General features: G+C 37.7%; 26 protein-coding genes and 2 pseudogenes. 17 read left to right on the forward strand and 11 right to left on the reverse strand.

What is annotated here, in order from left to right; translation table 11 throughout:
• Positions 1-554: 554 nt before the first annotated feature.
• From HT679_RS11650 to HT679_RS04365, 8 genes and pseudogenes are all read left to right on the forward strand, one after another.
• Positions 555-803: pseudogene (locus HT679_RS11650) on the forward strand (hypothetical protein); the annotation flags it as partial.
• Between the two features lie 18 nt (positions 804-821).
• Positions 822-1,082, forward strand: a complete 261-nt coding sequence (locus HT679_RS04335) for a hypothetical protein (protein ID WP_173213447.1) — start codon at positions 822-824, stop codon at positions 1,080-1,082.
• Positions 1,083-1,472: 390 nt separating this feature from the next.
• Positions 1,473-2,402, forward strand: coding sequence for a sugar ABC transporter permease (locus HT679_RS04340; protein ID WP_007284784.1), 930 nt, complete (start codon positions 1,473-1,475; stop codon positions 2,400-2,402).
• Between the two features lie 12 nt (positions 2,403-2,414).
• Positions 2,415-3,338 (forward strand): carbohydrate ABC transporter permease, encoded by a 924-nt coding sequence (locus HT679_RS04345; protein ID WP_000818348.1) that lies wholly within the window; start codon positions 2,415-2,417, stop codon positions 3,336-3,338.
• 254 nt (positions 3,339-3,592) lie between these two features.
• Positions 3,593-5,068 carry an ABC transporter substrate-binding protein gene (locus HT679_RS04350; protein ID WP_050242677.1) on the forward strand — a complete coding sequence of 492 codons (1,476 nt, stop codon included), beginning with the start codon at positions 3,593-3,595 and terminating at the stop codon, positions 5,066-5,068.
• Positions 5,069-5,786: 718 nt separating this feature from the next.
• Complete coding sequence (locus HT679_RS04355; RefSeq protein WP_112444768.1) at positions 5,787-6,134, forward strand: LytTR family DNA-binding domain-containing protein; 348 nt, start codon at positions 5,787-5,789, stop codon at positions 6,132-6,134.
• The gene (locus HT679_RS04360; protein ID WP_164226697.1) at positions 6,131-6,880 is read left to right on the forward strand and encodes a response regulator transcription factor; all 750 of its coding nucleotides are present in this window, start codon (positions 6,131-6,133) and stop codon (positions 6,878-6,880) included. The genes HT679_RS04355 and HT679_RS04360 overlap by 4 nt, the downstream gene beginning before the upstream one ends.
• Before the next feature lie 3 nt (positions 6,881-6,883).
• Positions 6,884-8,218, forward strand: a complete 1,335-nt coding sequence (locus HT679_RS04365; RefSeq protein ID WP_173213190.1) for a GHKL domain-containing protein — start codon at positions 6,884-6,886, stop codon at positions 8,216-8,218.
• A 106-nt stretch (positions 8,219-8,324) separates the two neighbouring features.
• On the opposite strand, the gene blpC is transcribed toward HT679_RS04365, so the two are convergent.
• From blpC to blpA, 3 genes are read right to left on the reverse strand one after another with little or no spacing between them, the layout of a single operon-like run.
• Positions 8,325-8,465 (reverse strand): quorum-sensing system pheromone BlpC, encoded by a 141-nt coding sequence (gene blpC / locus HT679_RS04370; RefSeq protein WP_173213192.1) that lies wholly within the window; start codon positions 8,463-8,465, stop codon positions 8,325-8,327.
• 56 nt (positions 8,466-8,521) lie between these two features.
• Entirely contained in the window at positions 8,522-9,883 is a 1,362-nt protein-coding gene (locus tag HT679_RS04375; protein WP_173213195.1) for a bacteriocin secretion accessory protein, read from the reverse strand.
• A gap of 10 nt (positions 9,884-9,893) precedes the next feature.
• Positions 9,894-12,047: a peptide cleavage/export ABC transporter BlpA gene (gene blpA / locus HT679_RS04380; RefSeq protein WP_173213197.1), complete on the reverse strand. Its 2,154-nt coding sequence runs from the start codon at positions 12,045-12,047 to the stop codon at positions 9,894-9,896.
• Positions 12,048-12,356: 309 nt separating this feature from the next.
• On the opposite strand from blpA, the gene HT679_RS04385 reads away from it, so the two are divergent.
• The 7 genes from HT679_RS04385 (at position 12,357) to HT679_RS04415 (ending at position 17,564) form a co-directional block, all read left to right on the forward strand.
• Complete coding sequence (locus HT679_RS04385; RefSeq protein ID WP_164226314.1) at positions 12,357-12,584, forward strand: Blp family class II bacteriocin; 228 nt, start codon at positions 12,357-12,359, stop codon at positions 12,582-12,584.
• A 51-nt stretch (positions 12,585-12,635) separates the two neighbouring features.
• Positions 12,636-13,010, forward strand: a complete 375-nt coding sequence (locus HT679_RS04390) for an immunity protein (protein ID WP_173213199.1) — start codon at positions 12,636-12,638, stop codon at positions 13,008-13,010.
• 5 nt (positions 13,011-13,015) lie between these two features.
• Positions 13,016-13,234 carry a hypothetical protein gene (locus HT679_RS04395; RefSeq protein ID WP_173213201.1) on the forward strand — a complete coding sequence of 73 codons (219 nt, stop codon included), beginning with the start codon at positions 13,016-13,018 and terminating at the stop codon, positions 13,232-13,234.
• Positions 13,235-13,313: 79 nt separating this feature from the next.
• Entirely contained in the window at positions 13,314-13,562 is a 249-nt protein-coding gene (gene blpZ / locus HT679_RS04400; RefSeq protein WP_112444786.1) for an immunity protein BlpZ, read from the forward strand.
• A gap of 538 nt (positions 13,563-14,100) precedes the next feature.
• On the forward strand, positions 14,101-15,294 hold the full coding sequence (locus HT679_RS04405; RefSeq protein WP_173213203.1) for an OFA family MFS transporter: 1,194 nt from the start codon (positions 14,101-14,103) through the stop codon (positions 15,292-15,294).
• A gap of 195 nt (positions 15,295-15,489) precedes the next feature.
• The gene (locus HT679_RS04410; protein WP_173213205.1) at positions 15,490-16,476 is read left to right on the forward strand and encodes a rhodanese-related sulfurtransferase; all 987 of its coding nucleotides are present in this window, start codon (positions 15,490-15,492) and stop codon (positions 16,474-16,476) included.
• 227 nt (positions 16,477-16,703) lie between these two features.
• Entirely contained in the window at positions 16,704-17,564 is an 861-nt protein-coding gene (locus HT679_RS04415) for a DUF4299 family protein (RefSeq protein ID WP_173213207.1), read from the forward strand.
• Positions 17,565-17,635: 71 nt separating this feature from the next.
• Here HT679_RS04415 and HT679_RS04420 read toward each other — a convergent pair whose 3' ends face one another.
• The 8 genes from HT679_RS04420 to HT679_RS04455 form a co-directional block, all read right to left on the reverse strand.
• Positions 17,636-18,700, reverse strand: a complete 1,065-nt coding sequence (locus tag HT679_RS04420) for a DUF6574 domain-containing protein (protein WP_173213209.1) — start codon at positions 18,698-18,700, stop codon at positions 17,636-17,638.
• A 62-nt stretch (positions 18,701-18,762) separates the two neighbouring features.
• Positions 18,763-19,677: a DUF4097 domain-containing protein gene (locus HT679_RS04425; RefSeq protein ID WP_173213211.1), complete on the reverse strand. Its 915-nt coding sequence runs from the start codon at positions 19,675-19,677 to the stop codon at positions 18,763-18,765.
• Positions 19,670-20,263, reverse strand: a complete 594-nt coding sequence (locus tag HT679_RS04430; protein WP_173213213.1) for a DUF1700 domain-containing protein — start codon at positions 20,261-20,263, stop codon at positions 19,670-19,672. Before HT679_RS04430 ends, HT679_RS04425 begins: the two co-directional genes overlap by 8 nt.
• On the reverse strand, positions 20,250-20,576 hold the full coding sequence (locus tag HT679_RS04435; protein ID WP_100104776.1) for a PadR family transcriptional regulator: 327 nt from the start codon (positions 20,574-20,576) through the stop codon (positions 20,250-20,252). The genes HT679_RS04430 and HT679_RS04435 overlap by 14 nt, the downstream gene beginning before the upstream one ends.
• A gap of 265 nt (positions 20,577-20,841) precedes the next feature.
• Complete coding sequence (locus HT679_RS04440; protein ID WP_173213215.1) at positions 20,842-21,642, reverse strand: hypothetical protein; 801 nt, start codon at positions 21,640-21,642, stop codon at positions 20,842-20,844.
• Positions 21,643-21,781: 139 nt separating this feature from the next.
• Positions 21,782-22,207: a hypothetical protein gene (locus tag HT679_RS04445; protein ID WP_173213217.1), complete on the reverse strand. Its 426-nt coding sequence runs from the start codon at positions 22,205-22,207 to the stop codon at positions 21,782-21,784.
• Between the two features lie 42 nt (positions 22,208-22,249).
• Positions 22,250-23,746, reverse strand: coding sequence for a gliding motility protein (locus HT679_RS04450; protein WP_173213219.1), 1,497 nt, complete (start codon positions 23,744-23,746; stop codon positions 22,250-22,252).
• A gap of 360 nt (positions 23,747-24,106) precedes the next feature.
• Entirely contained in the window at positions 24,107-25,273 is a 1,167-nt protein-coding gene (locus HT679_RS04455) for an MFS transporter (protein WP_173213221.1), read from the reverse strand.
• A gap of 57 nt (positions 25,274-25,330) precedes the next feature.
• Here HT679_RS04455 and HT679_RS11655 point away from each other — a divergent pair.
• Positions 25,331-25,478, forward strand: a pseudogene (locus tag HT679_RS11655) (glycosyltransferase family 2 protein); the annotation flags it as partial.
• Positions 25,458-26,258 carry a glycosyltransferase gene (locus HT679_RS04460; protein ID WP_191994093.1) on the forward strand — a complete coding sequence of 267 codons (801 nt, stop codon included), beginning with the start codon at positions 25,458-25,460 and terminating at the stop codon, positions 26,256-26,258. The pseudogene HT679_RS11655 and the gene HT679_RS04460, both read left to right, overlap by 21 nt.
• Positions 26,259-26,279 lie beyond the last annotated feature (21 nt).

Consider the following 26,279-nt stretch of genomic DNA (forward strand, 5'->3'; position numbering starts at 1 on the left):
AGCCAGCGGACAACCAATGGAGTGCGGATAAGGCAGTTGCTGGTATTTCGGTTGACCCAGCTACAGGAACAGTGACAGTAGGTCATGAAGCTGTGAAAGCGCAAGGAACTGTAGAAGCGCAAGCCCGTAGTGGCAACAGTGACTTGAGTAGTAAAGGTAGTGCGCAAATGCCTATATATAGACCGGCTCCACTTCCTCGTCCTATCCCAGTGCCAGACAATGGAAATACTAATAGTCTAGTACCTAGTGATTTAGATGGAAATCAAGCTGGAAATGCTGGTGATGTGAACACTACAGAACCAGCAAGTCCTTCTGTTCCAACAAGTCCATCAGATAGTGGGCAAGCAAATTCTGGACAAGATGGACGAAGCACTGACAGTGGCTCAACAACCACTGCTCGTTCGTCTGTAGCTCCAGTGACAACTACGGAACCTACTGTAAATACAGCGAATAGAGAAGACGATACTGTTCGTTCAGCAACTCAGGGTCAAGGAACTTTAGACAAGTCAGAACTAAGTAAGCAGGTTCAAACCTTAGAAAATCTTTTGAGAACATTGACAGGTGTATCGAATCCTACCACAGATTCAGCACGTCTGGTTCTGGCAGAGGCTAAGAAAGCTCTTGCAGATGATAGTTTGACAGAGCAAGGGTTGCGCCATATCCTGCAAACAGTCAAAGATGCCATTGCTTCCCTAGAGTCCATTAAGGAAAGCCAGTCAGCAACGAAGGCTGGAGAACAAAAAGTTTCTGAGGAAGCACCAGAAGCAGATAAGTCTGTAGCTCAAACTCAAATCTCAGTAGGAGCTATTGTGGTAAGTATACTGGTTCTATTAGGTCTCCTCTTCTTCCTCCTAGCTCGTCGTAATAAAGAATCAGAACTCGAGAAATTAACCAAGGAATTAAGTAAACTTCTTAAGAACTTAAACCTTGAAACAGTGGATAAGGATGTCCTTAAAAAGTCTCAAGAAGAACTTCAAAATGCAGTTTCCTTCTTGGCAGATGAAAAAGGCTCTGAGCATACTGAAGCAGAGTTGATTGATAATCTTAAAGAGGTTCTTGCTAAATTGAAAGCAAACGCCTAATAACACGCTATATTAAAAATCTCCAGATTAGGAACTATCCGTAAGTTCTCTAGTCTGGAGATTTTTCCATATACTTCGTTATTGGACGGTTACTTTTCTTCTGAAAATACTAGCTAGCGTCAGTTGTCCTAAAATTTTGTTTGAGAGACTAGCACAGGATAACAGAGTGACGCTATCACTGGGCTAATAGAGATAAAATAAACAATTGATTTAGGACATTTGTTTGATAGTGGTGATAAAGTTTTAAATCTGCTACATAATTTGTGGAGTTTTTTCTATAATTAGGAGTTTAACCTAATCTGCAAATAGGAGTATACTAATAATGTAATCGTTATCAAAAGTCTAAAAAGGAATTTTTAGATGGATATCAAAATAAAAAGGGAGGAAATTATGAATAAGTTTTCAAAAACCTTGAGAGACAACTGGATCTTTCTCTTGATGGTTTTGCCAGGGGCACTCTGGTTGATTCTATTCTTCTACATTCCAGTATTTGGGAACGTGGTTGCCTTCAAAGACTACCACATGACCAGTAATGGATTTATAGATAGTATCATAAATAGTAAATGGGTCGGACTCGATAATTTCAGATTCTTATTTAGTTCAAGAGACGCCTTTATTATCACACGAAATACGGTTCTCTACAATCTTGGCTTTATCTTTCTAGGTTTAGTTGTATCTGTAGGGATTGCCATTATCCTCAGTGAACTCCGTTCCAAGAGAATGGTGAAGATTTTCCAAACTTCTATGTTGTTCCCTTACTTCTTGTCTTGGGTTATCATCAGTTTCTTTACAGATGCCTTCCTAAACATTGATAAAGGGGTGTTCAATCATCTATTGGAAAGTCTTGGTCTCAAAGAAGTCAATTTCTACGCTGATTTGGGAATCTGGCCTTATCTCCTACTTTTCCTAGGTATTTGGAAAGGTTTTGGATATAGCAGTGTCATGTACTATGCGACAATTATGGGAATTGATCCAACCTACTACGAAGCAGCGACAGTGGACGGAGCCAGCAAATGGCAACGTATTCGCAACGTAACCATTCCGCAGTTGACACCGCTGGTAACTGTATTGACCATCCTTGCAGTCGGAAATATCTTCCGTGCAGACTTCGGTCTATTCTACCAAATCCCCCACAATGCTGGTCAGCTTTATAACGTAACCAACGTTTTGGATGTATATGTATATAATGGATTGACCCAGACAGCGGATATCGGGATGGCTTCAGCAGCAGGTCTCTACCAATCAGTAGTCGGCTTGATTCTGGTGGTTCTATCAAACTTACTGGCAAGACGAGTTGATCCAAACTCAGCCTTGTTCTAAAAGGAGGAGAATATGGCAGAAAAGAAAATTAAAAAAGAAAAAATTGATAATGTCGGCATTCACTCCTTCAGTAAGAAAGCAGATATCTTCTTCAGTATTATTTCGGGTTTGATTGCCCTCTCTTGTATCCTACCTTTTGTATTCGTTATCATTATTTCAGTGACGGACGAGAAAAGCCTCCTCCAATACGGCTACAGCTTCTTCCCATCCCAATTTGGATTAGACGGTTTTGAGTTTTTGGCACAGTTTAAGGATAAAATCTTACAAGCCCTCTTCATCTCTGTCTTTGTAACCGTAGTTGGGACATTTACAAATGTCTTTATCACAACAACCTATGCCTACGCTATTTCACGGACAACCTTTAAGTATCGCAGATTTTTTACCATCTTCGTCCTTCTCAGTATGTTGTTCAACGCTGGTTTGGTACCAGGTTATATCATGGTGACCCGTGTACTTCAGCTTGGTGACACTGTTTGGGCCTTGATTGTTCCAATGCTTCTCTCACCATTCAATATCATCTTGATGCGTTCCTTCTTCAAGAAGACCATTCCAGAAGCCATTCTCGAATCGGCTCGTATCGATGGTGCCAGTGAGGCCCGGATTTTCTTCCAAATCTGTTTGCCATTGTCACTACCAGGTATCGCAACCATCACGCTTTTGACAGCTCTTGGTTTCTGGAATGACTGGTTCAACGCCCTTCTTTACATCAAGAGTGACAACTTGTATCCATTGCAATATTTGCTCATGCAAATCCAACAAAATATGGACTACATTGCCAAAGCGGTCGGCTTGACTGGTCAACTGGGAGTTGCTCTACCGAAAGAAACAGGTCGTATGGCCATGGTTGTGGTAGCAACCCTTCCAATCGCGATTTTGTATCCATTCTTCCAACGCTACTTTGTAAAAGGTTTGACTATCGGTGGTGTGAAAGAATAGTGCTTATTGAGAAATAACATTTTTCAGTTCCCAACTTCCCTTGTGTGAAGTTAATACTCTTCGAAAATCTCTTCAAACCGCGTCAACGTCGCCTTGCCGTATAGATGTTACTGACTTCGTCAGTTCTATCTGCAACCTCAAAACAGTGTTTTGAGCAACCTGCGGCTAGTTTCCTAGTTTGCTCTTTGATTTTCATTGAGTATAAGATCATTACATTGTTTATAAGTTTAAAAATAAAAAAAGGAGTTTTTATCATGAAAAACTGGAAAAAATATGCTTTTGCATCTGCTAGTGTAGTCGCTTTGGCTGCAGGTCTTGCTGCTTGTGGAAACTTGACAGGTAACAGCAAAAAAGCTGCTGATTCAGGTGACAAACCTGTTATCAAAATGTACCAAATCGGTGACAAACCAGACAACTTGGATGAATTGTTAGCAAATGCCAACAAAATCATCGAAGAAAAAGTTGGTGCCAAATTGGATATCCAATACCTTGGCTGGGGTGACTATGGTAAGAAAATGTCAGTTATCACATCATCTGGTGAAAACTATGATATTGCCTTTGCAGATAACTACATTGTAAATGCTCAAAAAGGTGCTTACGCTGACTTGACAGAATTGTACAAAAAAGAAGGTAAAGACCTTTACAAAGCACTTGACCCAGCCTACATCAAGGGTAATACTGTAAATGGTAAAATTTACGCTGTTCCAGTTGCGGCCAACGTTGCATCATCTCAAAACTTTGCCTTCAACGGAACTCTCCTTGCCAAATATGGTATCGATATTTCAGGTGTTACTTCTTACGAAACTCTTGAGCCAGTCTTGAAACAAATTAAAGAAAAAGCTCCAGACGTAGTACCATTTGCAGCTACTAAGAACTTCATCCCTTCTGAGAACTTTGACTACCCAGTAGCAAACGGTCTTCCATTCGTTATCGACCTTGAAGGGGATACTACTAAGATTGTAAACCGTTATGACGTTCCTCGTTTCAAAGAACACTTGAAGACTCTTCACAAATTCTATGAAGCTGGATACATTCCAAAAGATGTCGCAACAAGCGATACTTCATTTGACCTTCAACAAGATACTTGGTTCGTTCGTGAAGAAACAGTAGGACCAGCTGACTACGGTAACAGCTTGCTTTCACGTGTTGCTAACAAAGATATCCAAATCAAATCATTCACTAACTTCATTAAGAAAAACCAAACAACACAAGTTGCTAACTTTGTCATCTCAAACAACTCTAAGAACAAAGAAAAATCAATGGAAGTGTTGAACCTCTTGAATACGAACCCAGAACTCTTGAACGGTCTTGTTTACGGTCCAGAAGGTAAGAACTGGGAAAAAATTGAAGGTAAAGAAAACCGTGTTCGCGTTCTTGATGGCTACAAAGGAAACACTCACATGGGTGGATGGAACACTGGTAACAACTGGATCCTTTACATCAACGAAAACGTTACAGACCAACAAATCGAAAATTCTAAGAAAGAATTGGCAGAAGCTAAAGAATCTCCAGCGCTTGGATTTATCTTCAATACTGACAATGTGAAATCTGAAATCTCAGCTATTTCTAACACAATGCAACAATTTGATACAGCTATCAACACTGGTACTGTAGACCCAGATAAAGCTATTCCAGAATTGATGGAAAAATTGAAATCTGAAGGTGCCTACGAAAAAGTATTGAACGAAATGCAAAAACAATACGATGAATTCTTGAAAAACAAAAAATAATCAGCTAAATTGATTTCGTGTATTCATTCCTAACTCCTAAAATAAGAATCACTGCTTTCCTCAGGTTGGTCTGGGGAAGGCAGTGATTTTTTGAAAGTTTTTGAAGCCATGTATGCTGAGGAAATGTATAAAGACTACCAAACCTAATTTATTTCAGGTTATTATAAATACTATCTAAATATGAGTGAATTTCTTGTTGTATAGATTATAAAGAATGATTTCTAGCTGTATCAATGACACCGAATATTCTGTAATGATTACGGAAAAGTTTATCATAATCAATGTAACTTCCTATGATAATAATGTTGGAAAATTCAGAACGGAGTCGTATATCTTCTATATAAGAATACATTGTATCTGAAGATAAAAACATTGATTTTATGATAAAATAGGTAGTAGTGTTATAGGAATAGATGATCCGCCTAGAAACTATAATTCTCATTTTTGTTGATAAGTTTTCTTTAATATAAGAATTGATGTCACTTGTGATGATATATCCTAATAATGAAAAATGTAGAATTTGAATTGTATCCATATTTCTCCTCTTGCTCTATCATATCAAAAACATCCGATAGAAGATGTCGAAATCTTAGATTGTATAACTGTTAGCATGAAATGTTGAAAAATAACCATTTATGATAACTCAGATACCTTTTAAGATTTTTTCCATCATAGGATACTAGTTTTGATATGATATAGGAGAGTAAGGAGGAAAAATATGCAAGAATATATTTTAAGCCAAGGCAGAGCAGTTGTTAAAGTGCCTCATTCTAAGGTTTACTATGTGACAACACATCCTACGAAGGCACATGCTGTTATTTTTATTACAGCTGATGGAGTATTTGAGAAGTATATGAGCCTAGCTAGAGTTGAGGAAATGAGTCTGGGGAAATTGTTCAGGTGTCATAGAAAGTTTCTTGTTAACTTATCCAAAGTAATAGGATTGAAGTATGAAACGAAGACCATTTTATTTATGGATGAAAGAGTATCGGATATTATCTGCTCTAGAAGATATTTTAAAACTGTAAAAGAAAGATGGTTAAATACTAAAGGAGACGAGAAATGAATATCTTTATATTAGAGGATGATTTTATACAGCAGACTAGGATGGAAAATCTGGTGTATGATATTTTAGAGAAGAATTGTTGGGAAGTAAAGCACTGTGGTGTTTATGGTAAACCAAATCAATTGTTAGAAGATATGATGGAACGTGGAGGTCATCAACTTTTCTTTTTGGATATTGAAATTAAAAACGATGTTAGAAAAGGGTTAGATATTGCTTTGGAAATCAGAGATAGAGATCCAAATGCAGTCATTGTTTTTGTAACAACTCATTCAGAATTTATGCCTGTTAGTTTTCAATATCAAGTATCAGCTTTAGATTTTATTGATAAGGAATTACCTGAAAGTGCTTTTAGGGAACGTGTGGAAAAGGCAATCGCTTATGTTCACAAGAATAAACATCAACTAATGACTGAAGATTCTTTTGTGTTTACAAATTCTAAAGCACTCGTTCAGGTTCCATTTTCGGATTTGCTTTATATAGAAACGTCAATGATTCCTCATAAGCTAGTTCTTTATTCTATGAGAGAAAGAATAGAATTTTACGGTAAAATTTCTGATATATTGAAACAAGAACCCAGATTGGTTCAGTGTCATCGTTCTTTTATTGTGAATCCTTATAATATCTCTTCAATAGATAAGGAAGAAAAACTAGTCTATTTGAAGAACGGGTCAAGTTGCCTAGTATCTAGGTTAAAAATGAGGGAATTGCTGAATATAGTTAAAGATTTACATGATAGTAAGGAGTAGTAAATGTCATTTGTGTTAGTATCTTTGAATTTTTACATACTTTTATTTCTTCATGCAAAAATTTATGGCTATCAATTGACTATAAAGAGATCTTTAGAGTTATTGTTTTTCTATTTTTTATTAGAGTTTTTACTTTTAACCTTGATTAAGATGTTCTATATCCCTGTTGTTATTACAGTACTAGATTATCCCATCTTTTTTATTATCTACACATTTTTGTTGGATAAAAAGAAGTACAGTCTGATATTGACACTTTTTTATGCTCTGTTTCCTATCACATTTTGGTCAATTATCTATGATTTTTTTGTTGATTTTATTATTCCTAATTTTGTTAGTTTAACAGAAATATATGTTTATTACGATGCTACCATTTTCTCAATTTTAGCAAGTCTCCTATCTTTGCTTATAATAAAAGTTTTTCAGTATGATTTTAGCTATTTAAGAAGTAAAGTGTTGGATAAACATCTGGATCAAATAATGAGGATTGCTAATGCTGCAATGTTGGGTTATTTTATCCTTATTCCTTTTATTGGTTACATTAAAAACAGCCTGAATTTATCTGTAAATCATTATCAAGGAGCTATAACTGCAATCTATTTCTTTTTATTTATCTATTTTGTTAATATACTGGACAGAAATGTACGTGAGGAATTGCAAAAAGATTTAGTACTTCAAAAAGAGATTCAACTTCAAAATCTTAAGAGCTATAGTAAACAAGTAGAAGGACTTTATCAAGAGGTTAGAAGCTTTAGGCATGATTATGCAAATATCTTAACAAGTTTAAAGATAGGGATAGACCGAAAAGATATTGATTTAGTTGCTCAAATTTATGACAGTGTCTTGAAAGACTCAGGGAAAAATTTAAAAGATACAAAATTTGATGTAGTGAGATTGAGAAATATAGAGGATTTATCCTTGAAGAGTTTATTAATCTCAAAATTATCCGAGGCTCAGAGTTTACTAGTGCCAGTTTCTTTGGAAATAGAAAAACCAATCGTTATCAAAAAGATTGAGGAAATTGATTTTTTAACAGTTGTTTCTATATTGTTAGATAACGCGATAGAGGCCGCTGCAAGCGCCACTGTCGAGGAACCTCTAAGTGTTTGTTTTTTTGAAGATATGAGAAATAATAAGCAAGTTTTAATTATCCAAAATCCGACCCTAGATAGAGAGATTGATGTTACAAAAATATTTGAGAGAGGAATGTCGTCTAAAGGGCAGAATAGAGGAGTTGGTTTGTCTAATGTTAATAGTATTTTGACAAAATACCCAAATATCATTCTAAAAACTACAAGTTCTAATTTTAGATTTAAACAAGTCTTAGAGATAGAAGTATAGGTGGGGATGGGTGACTTGTATCTTCTATAATCTTTTCATGATAAAACGCATAGTATCAGTCATTTTGAAATCTGATATTATGCGTTTTTATAATTCTATAGATTTTTTATGGTTTGAAAGTAGTCCGTAATTTTAATGGTGTTGTTATAGTTTCATATAGCTCTTCCCACAATCCTCCACCTGTAATTTGGTTGAGTTCGGTAGTTGTTAGTTCTTGAAATGAGGTTAGGTTTTGATTCTTATCCATGTTATGATTCTCCTTTTTGATAAGATAATAAATAGTTATAGAGTGTTATCTGAAAATTAATCAGAATGGGTTAAAATTTTATCTTTGAAATAATCAAAATATGTTTTCTTTGCAGTTACACTAGTGACGCGACCTTGTAAGCCGTATTGGATGAGTTTACTATCCTCATTAGATAGTTTTGCAAGAGCGGTTAATTTAAAGAGATTTCCTTGCTCTGTTCTGGTAGGAGTTTGATCAATTGTCTGAAGTTGGCCGATGATGGTAATGCCGTGATTTCCAATTTTCTCCAGTTTTAATCTTACAGTTTGTCCTTTATCTAGTAGAGGTAGATAGTCAGAAGATACGTAGTAAGTGATTAGTACTTCTCTTGTATCTGTGATGACAGGGAATATTTGAGCAATTTCTGTACCAGTTGGAATTCTATTTTTACCTTCAAATTCACTGTTTAAGTGAATGATACCTTTACTTGGGGTGGTTAAGGTATTGTTTTCTAAGCGCTGCGTTGCTTGATCTAGTTGTACTTTTAATTCTGTTAATTGATTCTCCACGGTTAGTTGTTGCTGTGAGGCTGTTTGTAAAAATTGAGTACGGAGTACTTCAATTTTGGTTGCTAAACTATTGTCATAAGTTGCTACACTTCCGATACCAGCTTGCTGAATTTTGAGGCTTGCGATAGATGATTCAAGACCTGCAATACTTTGATTAATTTGAGATAAAAATGGCTCCTCTGCAGTTCCTTGTGTTTGTCCTTGTGAGGCTACAAGATAACGATTCAAAATTGACTGGTGCGGATTGCCAGTTGGTAAGCGTGCTCTGTTATTTATGATAGCATCTCTCAGCTCTTGATATTCTCCAATTTGTTGTTGAACTTTTGAAATTTCTTGTTCAATAGCTGATGAACTGCTATTGGCAAGATTGGCTTGATTTGAAACTTCGGTGTTAGTCTTTGAGATACCTAGCTCAATATCATGAGCTTGTTTAGTAAAATTCATAAAGGTATTATGGTAGCCAAATTCATCCTCGCCAGAAAAAAGATCAGTTGCTTTTTCTAAGCTTTGTTTCAAAATTCCAAGTCCTTCTTTTTGCTTCTCAAGTCTTTGTAATTGAGTTTCTAAGGCAGTTTTCTGACTTTCTTCCATTGTTTCAGAGTATTTGATGAGTAAGTCCCCTTTTTCAACTACTTGATTTGCCACTAAATGATTAGCAAGGATAGGATTATCACTGGTTGACTGAATGGATGCAATGACACTTGTAGGGGCGATTTCTCCTTGGGAAGTAACAGTAATTTCTTTTGTGGCAACAAGGGAGAAAATCAAGATGAAAGTAAACAGTAATGAAAGAGGTATAATTAACACTGTCGCATAGTTATGGTAACGTCTCTGATAAAACTCGACGCTTCTAAAAAGATTAGGATTCATGACATTCTCCTTATTTATTGAATAGATGATGGTAGAAGCCTTGCGCCTGCATTAACTCTTGGTGACTACCAACTTCAATGATTTTCCCCTGGTCAAGAACAATGACACGGTTAGTTCGTTCGGCTATACTGAGACGATGGGCTACAAAGAGAATGGTTTTATCAGTTAGGGACATAAGATTATCTATAACCTTTTTCTCAGTCAAGACATCAAGACCGCTAGTAGCTTCATCTAGTATTAGAACAGGAGCTTTAGTTAAAAGAGCACGAGCGAGGGCTATTCGTTGCTTTTGTCCTCCTGATAGACCAGCTCCATCAGAGAGCTGAGTTTGATAGCCCATAGGCATTCTTTCAATGTCTTGACGAATTTCAGCTAATTCGCAAGCTTTTAGAATATCTTCTTGGCTAATCATATGATTACCACCCAAGGTTAAGTTTTCCAAGATAGAGCCATTAAAGATATAGGCTTGTTGGGGCAGGTAATTAATATGACGGCGCAAGACTTTCTTATCAATGTTTTTAATATCCTGATGATTGATGGAAATATGCCCTTTGTAGGGTTCAAAGAAATTGACAATCATTTTGGCTAAAGTTGTTTTACCAGAACCACTGACTCCAACTAGGCTAACCTTATCTCCTTGTTTAATCGTGAGATTAATATCTGTTAAGGTATCTCGTCCAAAACCATACTTATAAGAAAGGTCATCAAATTCAATATCGCCCATCAAAAAATGTGAATGAACAGGGTTTTCTGGGGCTTGGAATTCAGATTCGACTAGATAGACCTCGTTCAAGCGGTTATTAGCGACCTTCGCAGATTGGAGTTTGGTTTGGAGGTTGATAATATTTTCCATAGGAGTTGTAAAGTAAGAAAGAAGTGTGTTAAAGGTAATCAGCTGACCAATAGAAATTTTACTCGACATGACTAATTGAGCGCCAAACCATAGGATAAGGATATTCAGAACTAATTTTGTTCCCTGCTTTAAACTCGTTTGTAAAATAGAATACTTACTGAGCTTAAAGGATTTTTCCAAATAATCTACAAATTCGCTGTCTATATTTTGATAGCGATTTTCTTCACTCGTGAGCGACTTTATAGTTTCAATCCCGTTGATATCTTCGATAATGGCAGAGCTAACCATAGAATTACTTTGCATGACATCATGGTTCATTTTTTCGAAAGGCTTCATAAAAGAAAAGATGATGAACATGTATATAGGAATGGAAATAAGAGAAAGAAGGAAGAGATTAGGGTTTTGTGCCAGTAAGACGCCTCCTACAAGAATCAGAATAGAAACATCCAGAAAAAGAGAAAGAATGGTAGAAGCCAAGGCATCTATAATAGAGTTAGCATCTGTGAACCGTGAAATGATTTCTCCTGTACGACGTGTCGCAAAGAAAGACATAGGAAGTTCAAAAATATGGCGAATATAGGATAGAATCACATCAATGCTTAATCTCTGGCTCAGAACGGTTAGGAGATAATCTCTGGAGAAGCTCATGACTTGTTGGAGGATATAGGTGATAACCAGACCGACTGAGATGATTCCTAAAGTTGATTTCATCTGATTTGGGATGTATTCATCTAAGATTCCTTGGAGATAATAAGAACCACCTATATTGATAATCGTGACCAATAAACTTGAGAGAACGATGTAAGCAATGAGAGATTTTTGTTTGAAAATCAGAGGAAGGAAGCTTAGTAGATCATTCTTTTTATCTTTATGGGGTTGATAGCTGGGTTTGGGAGCTAGAAAAATAGCTACTCCAGTCCATTCAGAGAAAAAGCGTTCTTTTGACATTTTGGTGATTTTTACAGAAGGGTCAGGATCACCAATAACCAGATAGTCTTTTTTTGTTTGATAGACAACATAGTAATGTTGGAGTTTTCCTTCTTTGTTTACGTGAACGATAAATGGATAGGGGACATCACTCATATCAAAGAGAGTTTTATCTGCTTGAACAGGTCTTGTTTCAAAGCCCATTTCATCAGCGGCTTTTACAATGCCAAGAGCAGTCGTTCCTTCTTTATTGGTCTTTGCAAGTTCTCTCAAGTGAGCTAGAGAAAAATCTGAACCATAGAATTTAGCAATCGAGGCTAAGGCAGCAACACCGCAGTCTCTAGCATCTATTTGAGGAACAAATGTACGTTTATAAGAAGTCATTGGCAATTCCTTTCATATAGTGGATAGCTCTATTATGCCAAACTTTACTAAAAAACTTCTTGCTAAATCGTAAACGGTATTTATATTGTCATGAACAGTAATTTTTATTAAGTAAGATGAACCATTGATTTTTATAGTTGACGATAGTATATATTAGTTTTGGTCTTTGATAAAATTTATGAAAAACATTTCGTGATGAAAAAAAGACATTTTATGATTTTAAAGAAATGATATCAGTTAATTATGATATATTGATGTTGTCAAGGTTGCAACAAGACAAAAATTAAAAATAAAAAGGAGGTATTCATCATGAATACAAAAACAATGTCACAATTTTCTGTTATGGATAATGAAATGCTTGCTCGTGTTGAAGGTGGAGATAAAGTAGGGGCTGGAGAAGTTGTTCAAGCATTAGGAATTTGTACAATAGGAGGTGCAGCTCTGGGGAGTGTTATCCCAGTTGTGGGAACTCTTGCCGGCGGGGTTTTAGGAGCACAGTTTTGTACAGCGGCTTGGGGAGCTTTTAGAGCAAGTTAAACTTTTAGCGATATAGTAGATTGGAAATAGTAGTAAAAGGAGGTGATTTATATGAAATACAGATTATTTCTTATTATTTTCTTGAGTAGTGTTTTGGATATTCTTTTAGGTACATTTTTGAAAATCTCGAATGTATCGATTGGGTGGATTGTTCTCTACAGTGGCTTATTTGAAGCAGGAGTTTTCCTTCTTGCTAATAAAGGTTTGGCGGTAAAAATCAAGGAATCAGACATTCAAAAACGCTTTAAATTTATTTTTGGAAAAACGTTATGGTTTCAAATTCTTTTGCTCATCTTTTTGGCGGTAAAACTTTATCTTGGTTTGGATGAGAGACTGATTTTACTTTATGGAAATATTTTCATTGTCTTTAATGCCTTAGTTTATCTTTTGTCTACTAGCCAAATTAATTTAACAAAGAAAGTGTGAAAAGAATGGAACAATCAGTAAATAATTTTATCATTTTATCCGATGAAAAATTAACAATGATAACAGCTGGTGATAAACAACTTGCAGACAGATTTTTAAGTGGAGTAGGTGGTGCAGTTGAGGGGCTTTCGCTTTGTGCACAGACAATCCCCTTCCCAACTCCGCAGATTTATTTAATTTGTGCAGCTGGTGGGGCGGCAGCTTCAGTTTTATGGCCACATTAGAGGATTTAGTTAGGATATAGAATTATTAATCTGGGTATCTCTTTGCGCTTATACTCTCTATACTGTATAGGAACGTATCATGTATAAACACTTATTTTTTCCATATTCAAAAATCTTAGACTGGTTGACACCCTATATTCTAGTCTTGGCTTCTGACACCATTGCATTTAATGTTTTTGTGCTAACCTTTGTATCTGTAGTGGTTTTTTCTTTCCTGAATCCCATGCTAGCTTTTATAGCTATATTCTTAGGGGCTGGCTATGTTGTCGGATTTTGGTTATTAAAATGGTTTGTTTTAGAGAGATTGGAGGTAAAGGATGACTTGTAGGAAGGTGTACTTAGTGTTTAAGTGGTTATCTTTATGGTCGTTTTCAATAAAGATTATACCTTGTTTTTGATTTTTAGTATAGTAACGTCAAATGTAGTTCCTTACATTCATTCCTAACTCCTAAAATAAGAATCACTGCTTTCCTCAGGTTGGTCTGAGGAGGGCAGTGATTTTTTACCTTATTTAGATAATTATCCGAATTAGATGATATAAACAATATTAAAATGATAACAGGTGATTAAAATATTAAAATTTCTTATATCTTTATTAATTTTTATTAAGTAGATTTTTAGAATAAAGTAGCTTATAATAAGAGTACGATGAAAGCGCTTAACATTGTGAAAATTCATCTTGTTCTGATTTAAGAGATCTAAAGATACAAATTTTTAAGCAGTCGTATATAGATGTATGTCATTTACACAGTTCTATATACTTAAAAATTTATACAATGATCAATTTAAACGAGGTAGGTGAAAAAATGATAAAAGTTGTTCTCTATTCTTTTTAGGAACAAGAAATTTTACATGAGGTTATTCAAATGAAAAAAACACCCAATCGATGGTTAATTTTGGCAGCAGCCATTTTAACGAATCTATCTCTAGGTGCTGGTTACGCCTGGTCAGTTTTTCAAAAGGCGCTGCTAGAAACCAATTCTAGTCAAGGATGGGTTCAATCCCAAACTTCTTTGGCCTTTAGTATTTCTTTTGCAATGGTACCTGTTGGTATGATTATTTTCGGTCCTAAGGTTGATTCAGCAGGACCTAAGAAATTTGTATTCCTAGGTGGTATTCTCTTCGGTGCTGGTATGTTTGCTACTGGATTTGCTACTTCTCTTCCAGTCCTTTACCTCACTTACGGGGTTGTCCTAGGACTTGGTATTGGTTCAGCTTATGGAGCATCTACTTCAGTTGCCACTAAGTGGTTCCCAGATAAAAAAGGTTTAGCTGGTGGTTTGACAGCAACAGGTTTCGGGTTAGGCCCGCTCATTATCGGTCCAGTTGCCAAAGCTTTGATTGCTTCTATGGGTGTTTACTCAACATTCAAAGTATTGGGTATCATTCTTCTAATTGTTATTTGCACTTCTTCATTGGTAATGGAGAAAGCTCCTGCAGCAGCGCCGGCAGCTGGAACAGCTCAACCAGAAGGTAAAACTTATAAAGAAATGCTTCGTGATGGAAATTACTGGCTTCTATGGTTGATTTACGTTCTCGGTGCTACTGGTGGAATGATGATTATCGGTACTGCAGCATCAATTTCTGACCAGTATAAACTTGTAGGAGAAGCTACACTCTTCGTTATGCTGGTATCTATCGCTAATACATTTGGTCGTATCTTCTGGGGTACGGTATCTGATAAGATTGGTCGCTATCCTACCGTTATTGCCATGTTTGGAGCGGTTGCTACTGGTTTGTTGCTCACAGCCTTATTCAAAGGTCCTGGAAGCATCTTGGCCATCCTTGGAATTATGATGGTTGCCTTGTCATTTGGAGGCTTCCTCGGTTCATTCCCAGGAATTACTGCTGAAAACTGGGGAGTTACATACGTAGGGACAAACTATGGATGGATGTTTACTGCTTATGGCGTAGCTGCTATTGCTGGTCCTCAGTTAGGAGCACGTCTTGCACAGGAAAACCAAGGAGATTATACAATGGCCTTCTTTATCGTTATCGGCATGGCTATCCTTGGTATTCTACTCCAACTGTTCTATATGGCTAAAGCTAAAAAAGTTTAAAAATGAATCCTTGGAAAATCCAAGGATTTTTTAAAATATGATTGATACTAAGTGTAGTGTACAAGAAATTTTTTTCTAAATTGAAATATAGCAATTTCCAGTCAAATAAATTGCATTCGTTTTCTCAAGCAGGTATACTAGTATGGATAAATAAAAAATTTAGAAAATTTAAGAATAGAAAAGAGAACAAATCTTATGGCAAAAGATATTCGTGTCTTACTTTACTACCTTTATACTCCAATTGAAAATGCAGAGCAATTTGCTGCAGACCACTTGGCTTTCTGTAAATCAATCGGCCTTAAAGGCCGTATCCTAGTCGCTGACGAGGGAATTAACGGAACAGTTTCAGGTGACTATGAAACAACTCAAAAATACATGGACTACGTTCACAGCATCCCAGGCATGGAAGACCTCTGGTTCAAAATTGACGAAGAAAGTGAACAAGCTTTCAAGAAGATGTTTGTTCGCTACAAGAAAGAGATTGTCCACCTTGGTTTGGAAGACAACGACTTTGACAATGACATTAACCCACTTGAAACAACAGGTGCTTACTTGTCTCCAAAAGAGTTCAAAGAAGCCCTTCTTGATAAAGATACCGTTGTCCTTGACACACGTAACGATTATGAGTACGACCTAGGACATTTCCGTGGGGCTATCCGACCAGACATCCGCAACTTCCGTGAATTGCCACAATGGGTTCGTGATAACAAGGAAAAATTCATGGACAAGCGTGTCGTGGTTTACTGTACAGGTGGCGTTCGCTGTGAGAAATTCTCAGGCTGGATGGTTCGTGAAGGTTACAAAGATGTTGGTCAATTGCACGGAGGAATCGCAACTTACGGTAAAGACCCAGAAGTCCAAGGTGAGCTTTGGGATGGGAAAATGTACGTCTTTGACGAGCGTATCGCCGTAGATGTCAACCATGTCAACCCAACTATCGTAGGGAAAGACTGGTTTGATGGAACACCATGTGAACGTTATGTCAACTGTGGAAATCCATTCTGTAATCGTCGCATCCTGACGTCAGAAGAAAATGAAGACAAGTACCTTCGTGGATGCTCACACGAGTGCCGTGTTCACCCACGTAACCGCTATGTTTCAGAAAATGAATTGACACAAGCTGAAGTTGTCGAGCGCCTAGCCGCTATCGGTGAAAGCTTGGATCAAGCAGCTACTGTATAAGATCAAACAGTCCTCAGGGGCTGTTTTTCTATGCTTTGTACTCAAAAATCTAATACTCAATGAAAATCAAAGAGCAAACTAGGAAGCTAGCCGCAGGCTGTACTTGAGTACGGCAAGGCGAAGCTGACGCGGTTTGAATTTGATTTTCGAAGAGTATAAAGTTTGTTTCTGTATCTTTCAGAAAAATAAGGTATACTGTATGCAAACGATTTCAAAGGAGTCCGGTTATGGCGAAAACATTTTTTATTCCAAATAAACAGAGCATTTTAGGAGAACAGGAGATTTTGACTGCCAAGTCTATCTTGGCCTTGGTAGATGGCTTGGAGTCGCATAGTTATGATACAGTCTATCTCCGTCAGCCTCTTAACCGTCTCGAGTATATAGAGTGTGCGATAGTGGGGCAATCACAATTTCTTTTTAACGTCAGTTATGCTGATGGTCAAAAGGCTTACCGTGTCGATCTTCCTGACCTACTAACAAAGACAGACTGGCAGATTATCAAAGCATTTTTAGATGCCTTGCTTGCTTATACAGGAACTGAGATTGAAGGACTAGATGGTTTTGATTTTGAAGCTTATTTCCAAGCAAGTATTCAAGCCCATCTGGCTGATAGTGCAGCCCGTTTTACGATTTGCCAAGGAATTTTTAATCCTGTTTTCTTTAGTCATGAGGACTTGAAAAGCTTTTTAGAGGAAGATGGCTTAGCTCAATTTGAAGCGCGTGTGCGTGCGGTTCAAGAGACAGATGCCTACTTTGCAAGAGTTTCCTTCTATCAGGATGGAGAAGGGCAAGTGCATGGTGTTTACCATCTGGCTCAAGGCGTCAAGACCGTTTTGCCGAGAGAGCCATTTGTTCCTGTAGCCTATATGGAGCAATTGGTGGATAAGGAAGTCCAGTGGGAGCTTGACTTGGTTCAAATCACAGGAGATGGCTCTAAACCAGAAGACTATGAGGCTATCGCTCGCTTGGACTATGCAAAATTCCTAGAGTCACTACCATCAGCATCTTACCACCAATTAGATGCCAATCAATTAGAAGTACAACCCATCTTAGACAAAGATTTTAAAACATTAGCACAAGAAAAGTAAAGTAGAAGCAGGTCAATCGACTTGCTTTTTTGATATATAAAAAATCCTGCCAAGGATGACAGGATTGAATTTTAAAGAAAGGCCAAGATACGAAGATAATCTCCAATCAGTGCCACTTCAGCTACAAAGAAGAGGAGGATGATAACTCCGTTCACAAGGACAGACAAGAATAACTGATAGAAGGAGTCGCTTTCACTTGCTTGACTTGGTCTTGTAATGATATGGAGGCTAGCAAGCAGAATGATTCCAATGCTAATCACACACAGGAGGGCTGTAAATCGTAGGCTATCAAAGAAGGCAAAGAAACTAGCAATAGCAGTGAGGAAGATTGGAATTGCCAAGAGTTGACTATATTGTTGGAGAATCTTTTCCAGCGTCCAGTCCTTTTCTTGGTAGATAAATCGTCTCACGACGAAACTACCCAAGAGGAATGAAAAGAAGAAGAGTGTGGTCGCTACTAGGATAGAGATAATCGAAAAGAGATTTAATGAAGCAAATTGTTCAGGGAAGTGATTATGCATAGTTGCTATATGTCCATAGTAAGCATGTTTGATGTGGTAGATACTAAAGAAAAAGGAAGATGCAGAAAACAGAATGAGCAAGAGAAAGGCTGTGTAGCTGTGTGTGCTACTTGTTTCAAGCTTGCTTGTAGGAGAGTTGAGAGCCTCCACTAGCCAAGACCAAAAATCAAGTACTTGCTCTTTCCATCTATCCGTAGATTTTGGAGCTTGGTCGGGGATATAAGGACTTTCTAAAGATTTACTGAGAAGAAGAGGCTCTTTCAAGATTGTTTTTTGCTGAGGAAGTGCTTCTTGGCTTTCTTCAGCTATAGTGACTTTTTCTGTTTCTTTAGAAAGGTCTGGCTCTTCTTCAGTAGAATTAGACGCTTTCTTTTCTTCTATTTCTGTTCTCGCTTCACTGTCTTCAGGCGTTTCAATTGTCTCTTCTTGCTGGCTTTCCAGTTCGACTGCAGCTTGAGAGACTTCTTCCTCTACTTGAGTATTTTTTTCAATTGGTGTATCGAGATCGGCTATCATTTCTTCAGTCTTGTCTGCAACCTCTTGAGCTTGCTCTTCAGGCTTGTTTTTACTTGTTGTTTTTACAAAATCATTACTTTCAAACCATTCTTGTTTCATGGTAGAACCTCCTTTTTAGTTAGATAAATATGCTTCTATAGTAGCAGATGTAAGCGTTTTTGTCAACGTCTGCTTGGTGTGGATATTAGTTCAATATCATCATCAGATTTCGCAATGAGTTGATCCTTGACATCAGTTTTTTCAGTTTTGTAAGGGTTGCTTAATTCCGTGCCTCTTGATTCAGGCTTTTCTCTTGTGAATTGGTGGATAGAACCATAGTTGCTTGAGATGTCCCAGTTAATTCGTTGGCTCTCTTTCTGGTCTAGGATGATTCTGAGATAATATTTGGCAGTCAGTTCAACCCTACCATGGACTTGGATATTTTCAGCGTGGAAGTGATGTTCTGTTGACTCTAGCTGACTATCTGTAAGGTCTGTATCAAAGATATTAATGATATTAGGGGTTGTGAGTTTACTGTTTTTGATACGACTTCCTTCAATTCGGAGGAGATAGCCATTATTGGTATTGAGGGTTGCATTTTCAAGGCTGGCATTGGTGATACTGGTTTGACCGCGATTTGCTGAGATGTTGATTCCTTTTAGAGTTCTCCCTTTTGGTAATTGGAGAATAACTTCTTCAAAACGACGAGAGTAGCTGCTTGCGATATGGAGAATCCCGCCAATTCCAGAAGAGAGAAATGGACTTTCAGACAGTTTTTTATCAGTGAGGGTCAGCGTTTTATCGTTCTGATTTGTGATAAGATCATGGTGAGCAGAAAGAGATGGATGGTAAGAAATGTGGATTTGATCATCGAAAGAGTCTGTGATGGTCAGTGCGTGTTGGTGGAGAGTGATTTCTAGGTTTTCGACTTCCTTGCCAAAGGTTAGTTCTTCCGTACGGCTATCATAGACAGGCTCCTTGGACATGGCAAGCAGACTCTTAATCCCGTCAGATTGGATCCCTACAAAGAGCAGGATAAAGCCGATAATGGTAGTCACCACACCAAAAATGAGAAATCCTTTTGTCAATTTACGCATGCTGGTCACCTCTCTTTCCTTTTTTGAGAACCAATTGCACCAAGCGAACAATGAGTAGACCGAAGAAACGAGCTACATAGGAAATGCCTAGTAAAACTAGCGAAGAAGCACCGATGGCTAGTAAACCAGAACCGAAAATCAAGATAAAGGCTGATTTGGCTTGGGCTAGGACAGTAAAACTTTCAACTAAAAATAGGAATCCGCCGATGATACCAAGTATGGAAACCGCAAAGAAAGCCAAGATGACAGTCAAGGCTGCCACAAGGATTGCGAACAGGGACACGAGGATGGCGATTCCTAGAGGAATGCCGATGGGGGCTGCAAGGAGAGCTAACAAGGCGATATGCAAAATTTGTCGGTTATTCTTTTGAGCGGGTGCCTCATTGATTTTTTTATCGAGAAGATTAGAGAGGACTTCGTGAGCTGCTTCCTTAGGAGTTCCCAAACTAGCGATGAGTTCTTCTTCTCCTTCGACTCCAGCATCGTCAAAGAGTTCCCTGAAATAGTCCATGGCTTCAATTTGGTCAGCCTGAGGCAGTTTTTTGAGATAAAGTTCTAGCTGAGTCAGGTATTCAGTTCTTGTCATGGCGGATACTCCCTTCTATGATGCCATTGATGGTGTCTGTATAGAGTGTCCATTCATCTTTTAGGGTCACGAGCTGTTCTATACCACCATTTGTCAAGGAGTAGTATTTGCGCATGCGACCTTGGAACTCTCTAGAATAGGTTGTCAGAAAGCTATTGCCTTCCAATTTTTTGAGAATGGGATAGAGTGTAGATTCTTTGATATTAGCGATGAGCTTAATGGTTTGGCTAATCTCATAACCATAAGAATCCCCTTTTTCCAGTACGGCCAAGATGAGAAATTCAATCAAGGCAGAGGATGTTGGAAAGTACATGGGAAACCTCCTTTTCTAATGTGTAAGAATTTTATATATAATTTTTCTACACATACATTGTACATCTAAAAGAAAGCCCTGTCAAGAGAAATGTGTAAAATTTTTATATATAAAAAACTTCTAGCCAAAACTAGAAGTTTAGAGGAACTAACATCAGCTATTTCACAGAAATTTATATTTTAAAGATAAGCTAGAATCATGATGTATAATCTAGGATATGCTTTGAAACAGATTCCTTTCCCATCTAAACCCTTATCTTCCTCATTTATTCCATAGCTTTTATCAATTTATACGTCTCCATAAAACGAAGACCTCGGGCTCCCTTACTCGCTGTGATTTCTTCATAGATATCACCCAAGGTGCAGGCAGGTGCTAAAGTCCACAGAGCATAATCTTCTAATATGATCTTACCAATCTTCTCAAATTTATCTAGTAAAAGCCCCAAATCCTTGTGATTAAACCAACAGTCAGTATCAATAGCATACTGTCTATTATTCATCTTGCAAGCAATCTCGCTATTCAAAAAATCCGTCATAGTGGGCTTATTCTTTTGTAGCAACCTTGTAAAGGCTAGGTGATATTCTATTTTTCTCGTACTTTGGTCGAGAGCTGAAACAAAACCGACTCCGTATTCATTTTCAAATTGAACCACAAGCACATCTCCTACCTTAAAGTACGGCTCCCTCTTTGTTTTTGCTTTTGGAACTTTAAGAGGTTTCGGATTGATACTTTGTAGCTGAATAGCTAGTTTATCAAGTACTTTCTGTCTTTGTTTCAATGCTTTGCTGTCAATTTCAAGCCAGAACTTATCCGCTCCTTTTTCGATAATTTTGAGAGTTTTATTTTTTATGTCTTCTGGTAAATGTCCAATCTTCCACAAGGAGTAGGCAAAGGCTGTCCAATAAATCTCAGTATAAAAATCATCTATACAAAAATTATTTTCATCATTTAAAATATCTTCGATTATCTTAGCAATATTTTCGCCGTTTTTATATCTTCCCACTATGGTGTTATAAATATCGTAAGCATCATCGCTGTCTATAATCTTTACTCCGTCTATTGCCATGGCAACCTCCTGATTATTCTCGGGTAGTTATTTTACAAAGGGCGAAATTCTCCAGTCCATCACTACCACCGATATAATTGTTTCAACACTTATTGTTTATATACATTTATGTATCTCTATCCGAATCTTGATGCAATTACTATCTGTACTCTTTATCGTAAATCGGCGTAAGATTAAAATACCTGTCTTCAATCTTGATTCTGGCGAGGAGTAAGCCATCTTGATAGACATAGCCTTCAAATGGAGGGTATTTGTCCAAGCTTTCTAGGATGTCATCAGGCAAACATCTAAAATCATAATCCCTCAACGCCCCAGCACCAATCAATCTTTCAGTCAGATGTGCCTTGATTTCTTTTTCATATTTTTTGAGAAATATTTCTCGATTGATTTCAAAGAGAGCCCTATCGCCTTCATCCAACTCATAATAGCGGTCGTAGCCTGCAATCCAAGAGATATGAACACACAGCAGAGGCTTTTCAATCTCTGGACAGTAACCGATTGCAAACAAATTTTCCCTGTCGACTTGCCGATTTTCTATTGTGATATTTTGTATAAAGCGAGTCATAATAGTCTCCATTTTAAACATTGACTTAAGCAAACTTTCAATCTAAAAATCCCTTAGCTCGTCAAATACTTGTAACAGTTTTTCTTTATTGATATTGAATTCAGCTGGTATCAAATTTAAAAGATCAACAAGAGCTGCGTAGATGTCCTCCCGTTCGCTTGTTTCAATAAAACAGTTACGCTTGTCCATTTTATTAAAGCCTTCGGTATAAACTCTTACTAAGTCAGTGACTTGCTGCATCATTTCGTCAGCTGAACTCTTAACGAGCTTGCTAATACCAGCTCTCGTCTTTTTATATAGAGTAGCTGCCTTTTTTGCGTTTGCGGCTGAAATATTCTCTTGCCCATCCCATGAACGAAATGGATTGTTCAAGTTTTGTGCCAGCCATTCAGATTTTCTAGGTTTTTGAATCCAGAGATTTAGTCCCTTTTCTTGTTGTTTTTTATAATATGTTTTAGCTACTTTAGCGGCATCTTCGGGTAAGCTACTCATCCAAAACATGTTTAGTTTCGGTAAATCTTCTGGTCTAGGAATATCTTTTGCGGTAAAGCCAAACAGGTCGACGGTTGAAAAAACGGCTAGTTCTTTGAATTCTGATAATTTATAGAAATTACGGATGTTTCCTGGTTTTCCCCACAATCTCAATTCCCTAAGTTTAGGATAGCAACTCAAGACTTGTGCAAAATCGATTTCCAGAATACCTGAGCAATGTAGAGCCCCTAAATCTTTTAATCCCTGGACTATGGGCACAGATTTATGAAGCAGTAACCGTAAATTAGCTCCATTTTCTTTGGCTTGGATCTGACAGTTTTCGTTAAAGTCGCCAATTAAAATTAATTCTTCCAAATCATCGTTTAATTGAAGTTCCTTTACGCCGGTCATATCAAGGGTCAGTCTACGTAGATATGTATGAGAGAAATCTAACTTTGTTTGTTCATGGTTTTCAAGCTTCATCACCTTCAAAAATGGATTGAACTGTAGATACTCGTATAAATTTTGAGGCCATTTGTTTAAGATCAGTTCAGACAAGCAAGGGAAAACCTTCAATTCCAGAGCATCATCAAACTCTGTCAGTTTACTATTCAGATTTTGCCTAGAAATAGCACATTCTTCCCCTAGAAATAGGACCTTTTCCTTGCTCTTATCCGCCTTTTTAAAGAAGTCTCTTTTTTCTTTTGGTATTTCTTGCCATTTTAGTTGCCTATAAACGTCGTAGCCATTTCCCCAAGAAACCTCATATGCATTGGTGCTTTCAGTCGTTAAAGGTGATCTATTTCCGATAAAAATATAATTGGCTGGGACATTAATATCTACATAACTTAGGTGTAGGCCTCGTTCCCAGTACATAAAATCTTTGTAGAGTGGCTTCAATGAGGATAGTTCTTCTTCTTTAAGAGGTTGTTCTCCTACCCAGTCTAATGACAGAAGGATAGCCTTTAGCTTTTCTCCTTTCTCTTCTAACTTCGTTATTTGACAAGCTGTGTATTTTTTTAGATGGGTATTGTAAACGCAATAGACGTCTCCAGCTTTTGCGAACATATCAATTTCTCCTTAAATGTTTTTATAGTCCTTGGACAATTGAGATTTTTTATCAAATTAACTCTTCTTAATGGCGTTGAAACAGTTAAAGTTGATTCAAGATTTTACTTCAGATAGATCTCTGGTCTATCAATAACTATGCCGGACTTCAATTCCAAAAAGTAATAATTTTTTAGGTTCCCATACTGTTCTAATCTAAACAAGTTGTATCTAGGACTTTGTCTAATAATATTATACCATTTTTTTAGATAGGGGCAGTGGTTGGCTGGATACTTCTCTTTATTTGAAAAGGAATGAAGCTAAAAAACCAGACAGAGTCTGGCTTTGCATTATTTATATCTGAGAAGTATTTTAGAATAATTAAAGAATTTTATCCGCGCGATCTACTATAAAGAGTGAGATAGTCATCAGGATATCCACCAGCAAGAGGGCAGCTACAGCTGGTACCCAAGAGTGGAAAAGGTCAAAACTGTAACCAAAGAGGGTTGGTCCAAAGGCTGCTAGGATATAGCCTCCTGTTTGAGATAGACCGGACAATTGGGCTGTCTTTTCAGGAGCGCTTGTCTTGAGTGAAAAATTGACCATGAGATAAGGGAAGAGGGCGCTGGTTGCGGTTCCGATGAGGAGATGGATGGTAAGCCAGTAAAAGAAATTACCGACTGGGAAAAAGAGCATGGAAATGCCGACCACACCAGCTAGTGAGACCAGAGTGAGCATGAGCTGACGGTTACGAGTTGACAAGCTGGTTGTCAGGCTTGGGATGGTCATTGAAAAAGGAATGCTAATCAGAGAGAAGATAGAAGTCAGTAAGCCAGCTTCGTGACTGGAAAGGCCTGCATGGATGGCCATGGTAGGTAGCCAGGTCATAGCGGTGTAAAAGAGCAAGGATTGAAGACCTGCAAAGACAATCACTGCCCAGACCTGTTTATTATGCATGACCTTTGTTTTGCTTTTTTGTTTGGTTTGTGGAGCTAGTCTGTGATTATAGCGGTGATTTGGGAGCCAGACCAAAAAAGTTGCTAGACAGAGCAGGGTGAGGAGGATGATAAGTCCTTTCCAAGAACTGGCTTGTGTAATAGGCACAGCCAGATAGGAGGCCAGAGCCGTTGCAATCCCCATAGAGGTTACATATAAGGTAGTCAGAAAACCAATTTTCTTTGGTTGATTGGCTTGGATAAGACTAGGAAGCAGAACATTGATGACTGCGATACTTGCCCCAACCATCAAGGTTCCTAGATAGAGCAGAGGCAGATTGATTAGTCTAATGAGAGAACCGATGGTCAAGAAGAAGAGGCTGTAGGTGAAGAGATGCTCCAAGCCAATTTTCTGAGCCAGTCGGGTAGAAAATAGCGAGAAGAGAGTAAACATGAGGAGAGGAAGGCTGGTCAAGACACCAAGTGAACTAACTTCTACCCCCAGACCTTGCGAAATATCTCCCAAAATAATGGGTAAAACAGTAAAAGGAGTCCGCAAGGAAACACCAATCAGGATAATACCTGGAACAAAAAAGAGTGATTGCTTTTTCATATAATACCTCTTCTAGCTGATTTTAATAACAGCTTATTTTAAGGTTTTTTCCTTATAATGTCAAGTAAGGTTTCTGGCTTTCAAGATAAAAATGGGAAAGTCTTGAAAATTATGATAAAATAGTGGAAGGAAATCTATACATTGGAGAAAAACTGTGTCTGAAAAGCAAAAAATCAGCGTATTGATGTCGGTCTATATCAAGGAAAATCCGACATTTTTAAAGGATGCTATTGAGAGTGTTCAAAATCAGACCCTGAAACCGAGCGAATTGGTTCTGGTTGAGGATGGGCCTTTGACACCTGAGCTCTATCAGGTATTAGACCAGCTTGAAGCTGAGTCTGATATTCCAGTGAAACGCTATCCTCTTGAGCAGAATCAAGGTTTGGGTCTGGCTCTTCGACAGGGTGTTTTGCAGTGTCAGTATGATATCATCGCTCGTATGGATACAGATGATATAGCTGTTCCAGATCGTTTTGAAAAACAGGTTCAGCTAATGGAGAAGGACAAGCTCGACCTATTAGGTGGACATATTGCAGAGTTTATTGATAATCCTGATGAGATTGTTTCTTACCGTCGTGTTCCGACTCAACATGCAGATATTGTGGCTTATCAAAGGATGAGAAGTGCCTTTAACCACATGACTGTCATGTTCAAGAAGGACATGGTTCTCAAGGCAGGCAACTATGAGGATGGACTTTATATGGAAGATGACCTCCTCTGGCTCAATATGATTGCTGCAGGAGCTAAGACTGGGAATCTGGATCAAATCTTGTGTCAGGTTCGTGTCGGAGCAGGGATGTTTGAGCGTCGTGGGGGACTGCGTTACCTCAAACTCTATCGTCAGGCTCGTCAACGAATGCTGAAGAGAGGGCAGATTTCTTACATGGAGTATGCCAAGAGTGTTGCCATTCAGATGGTTGTTGCTCTTTGTCCAGGATTTGTCCGACAGTTTATTTTTATGAAACTGTTACGAAAAAGCAAGTAAAAGATTGTAGCAAATCGTAAA

It is taken from the genome of Streptococcus sp. 4886, from assembly GCF_013276485.1.
In the GTDB taxonomy this organism is placed as follows: Bacteria; Bacillota; Bacilli; order Lactobacillales; family Streptococcaceae; genus Streptococcus.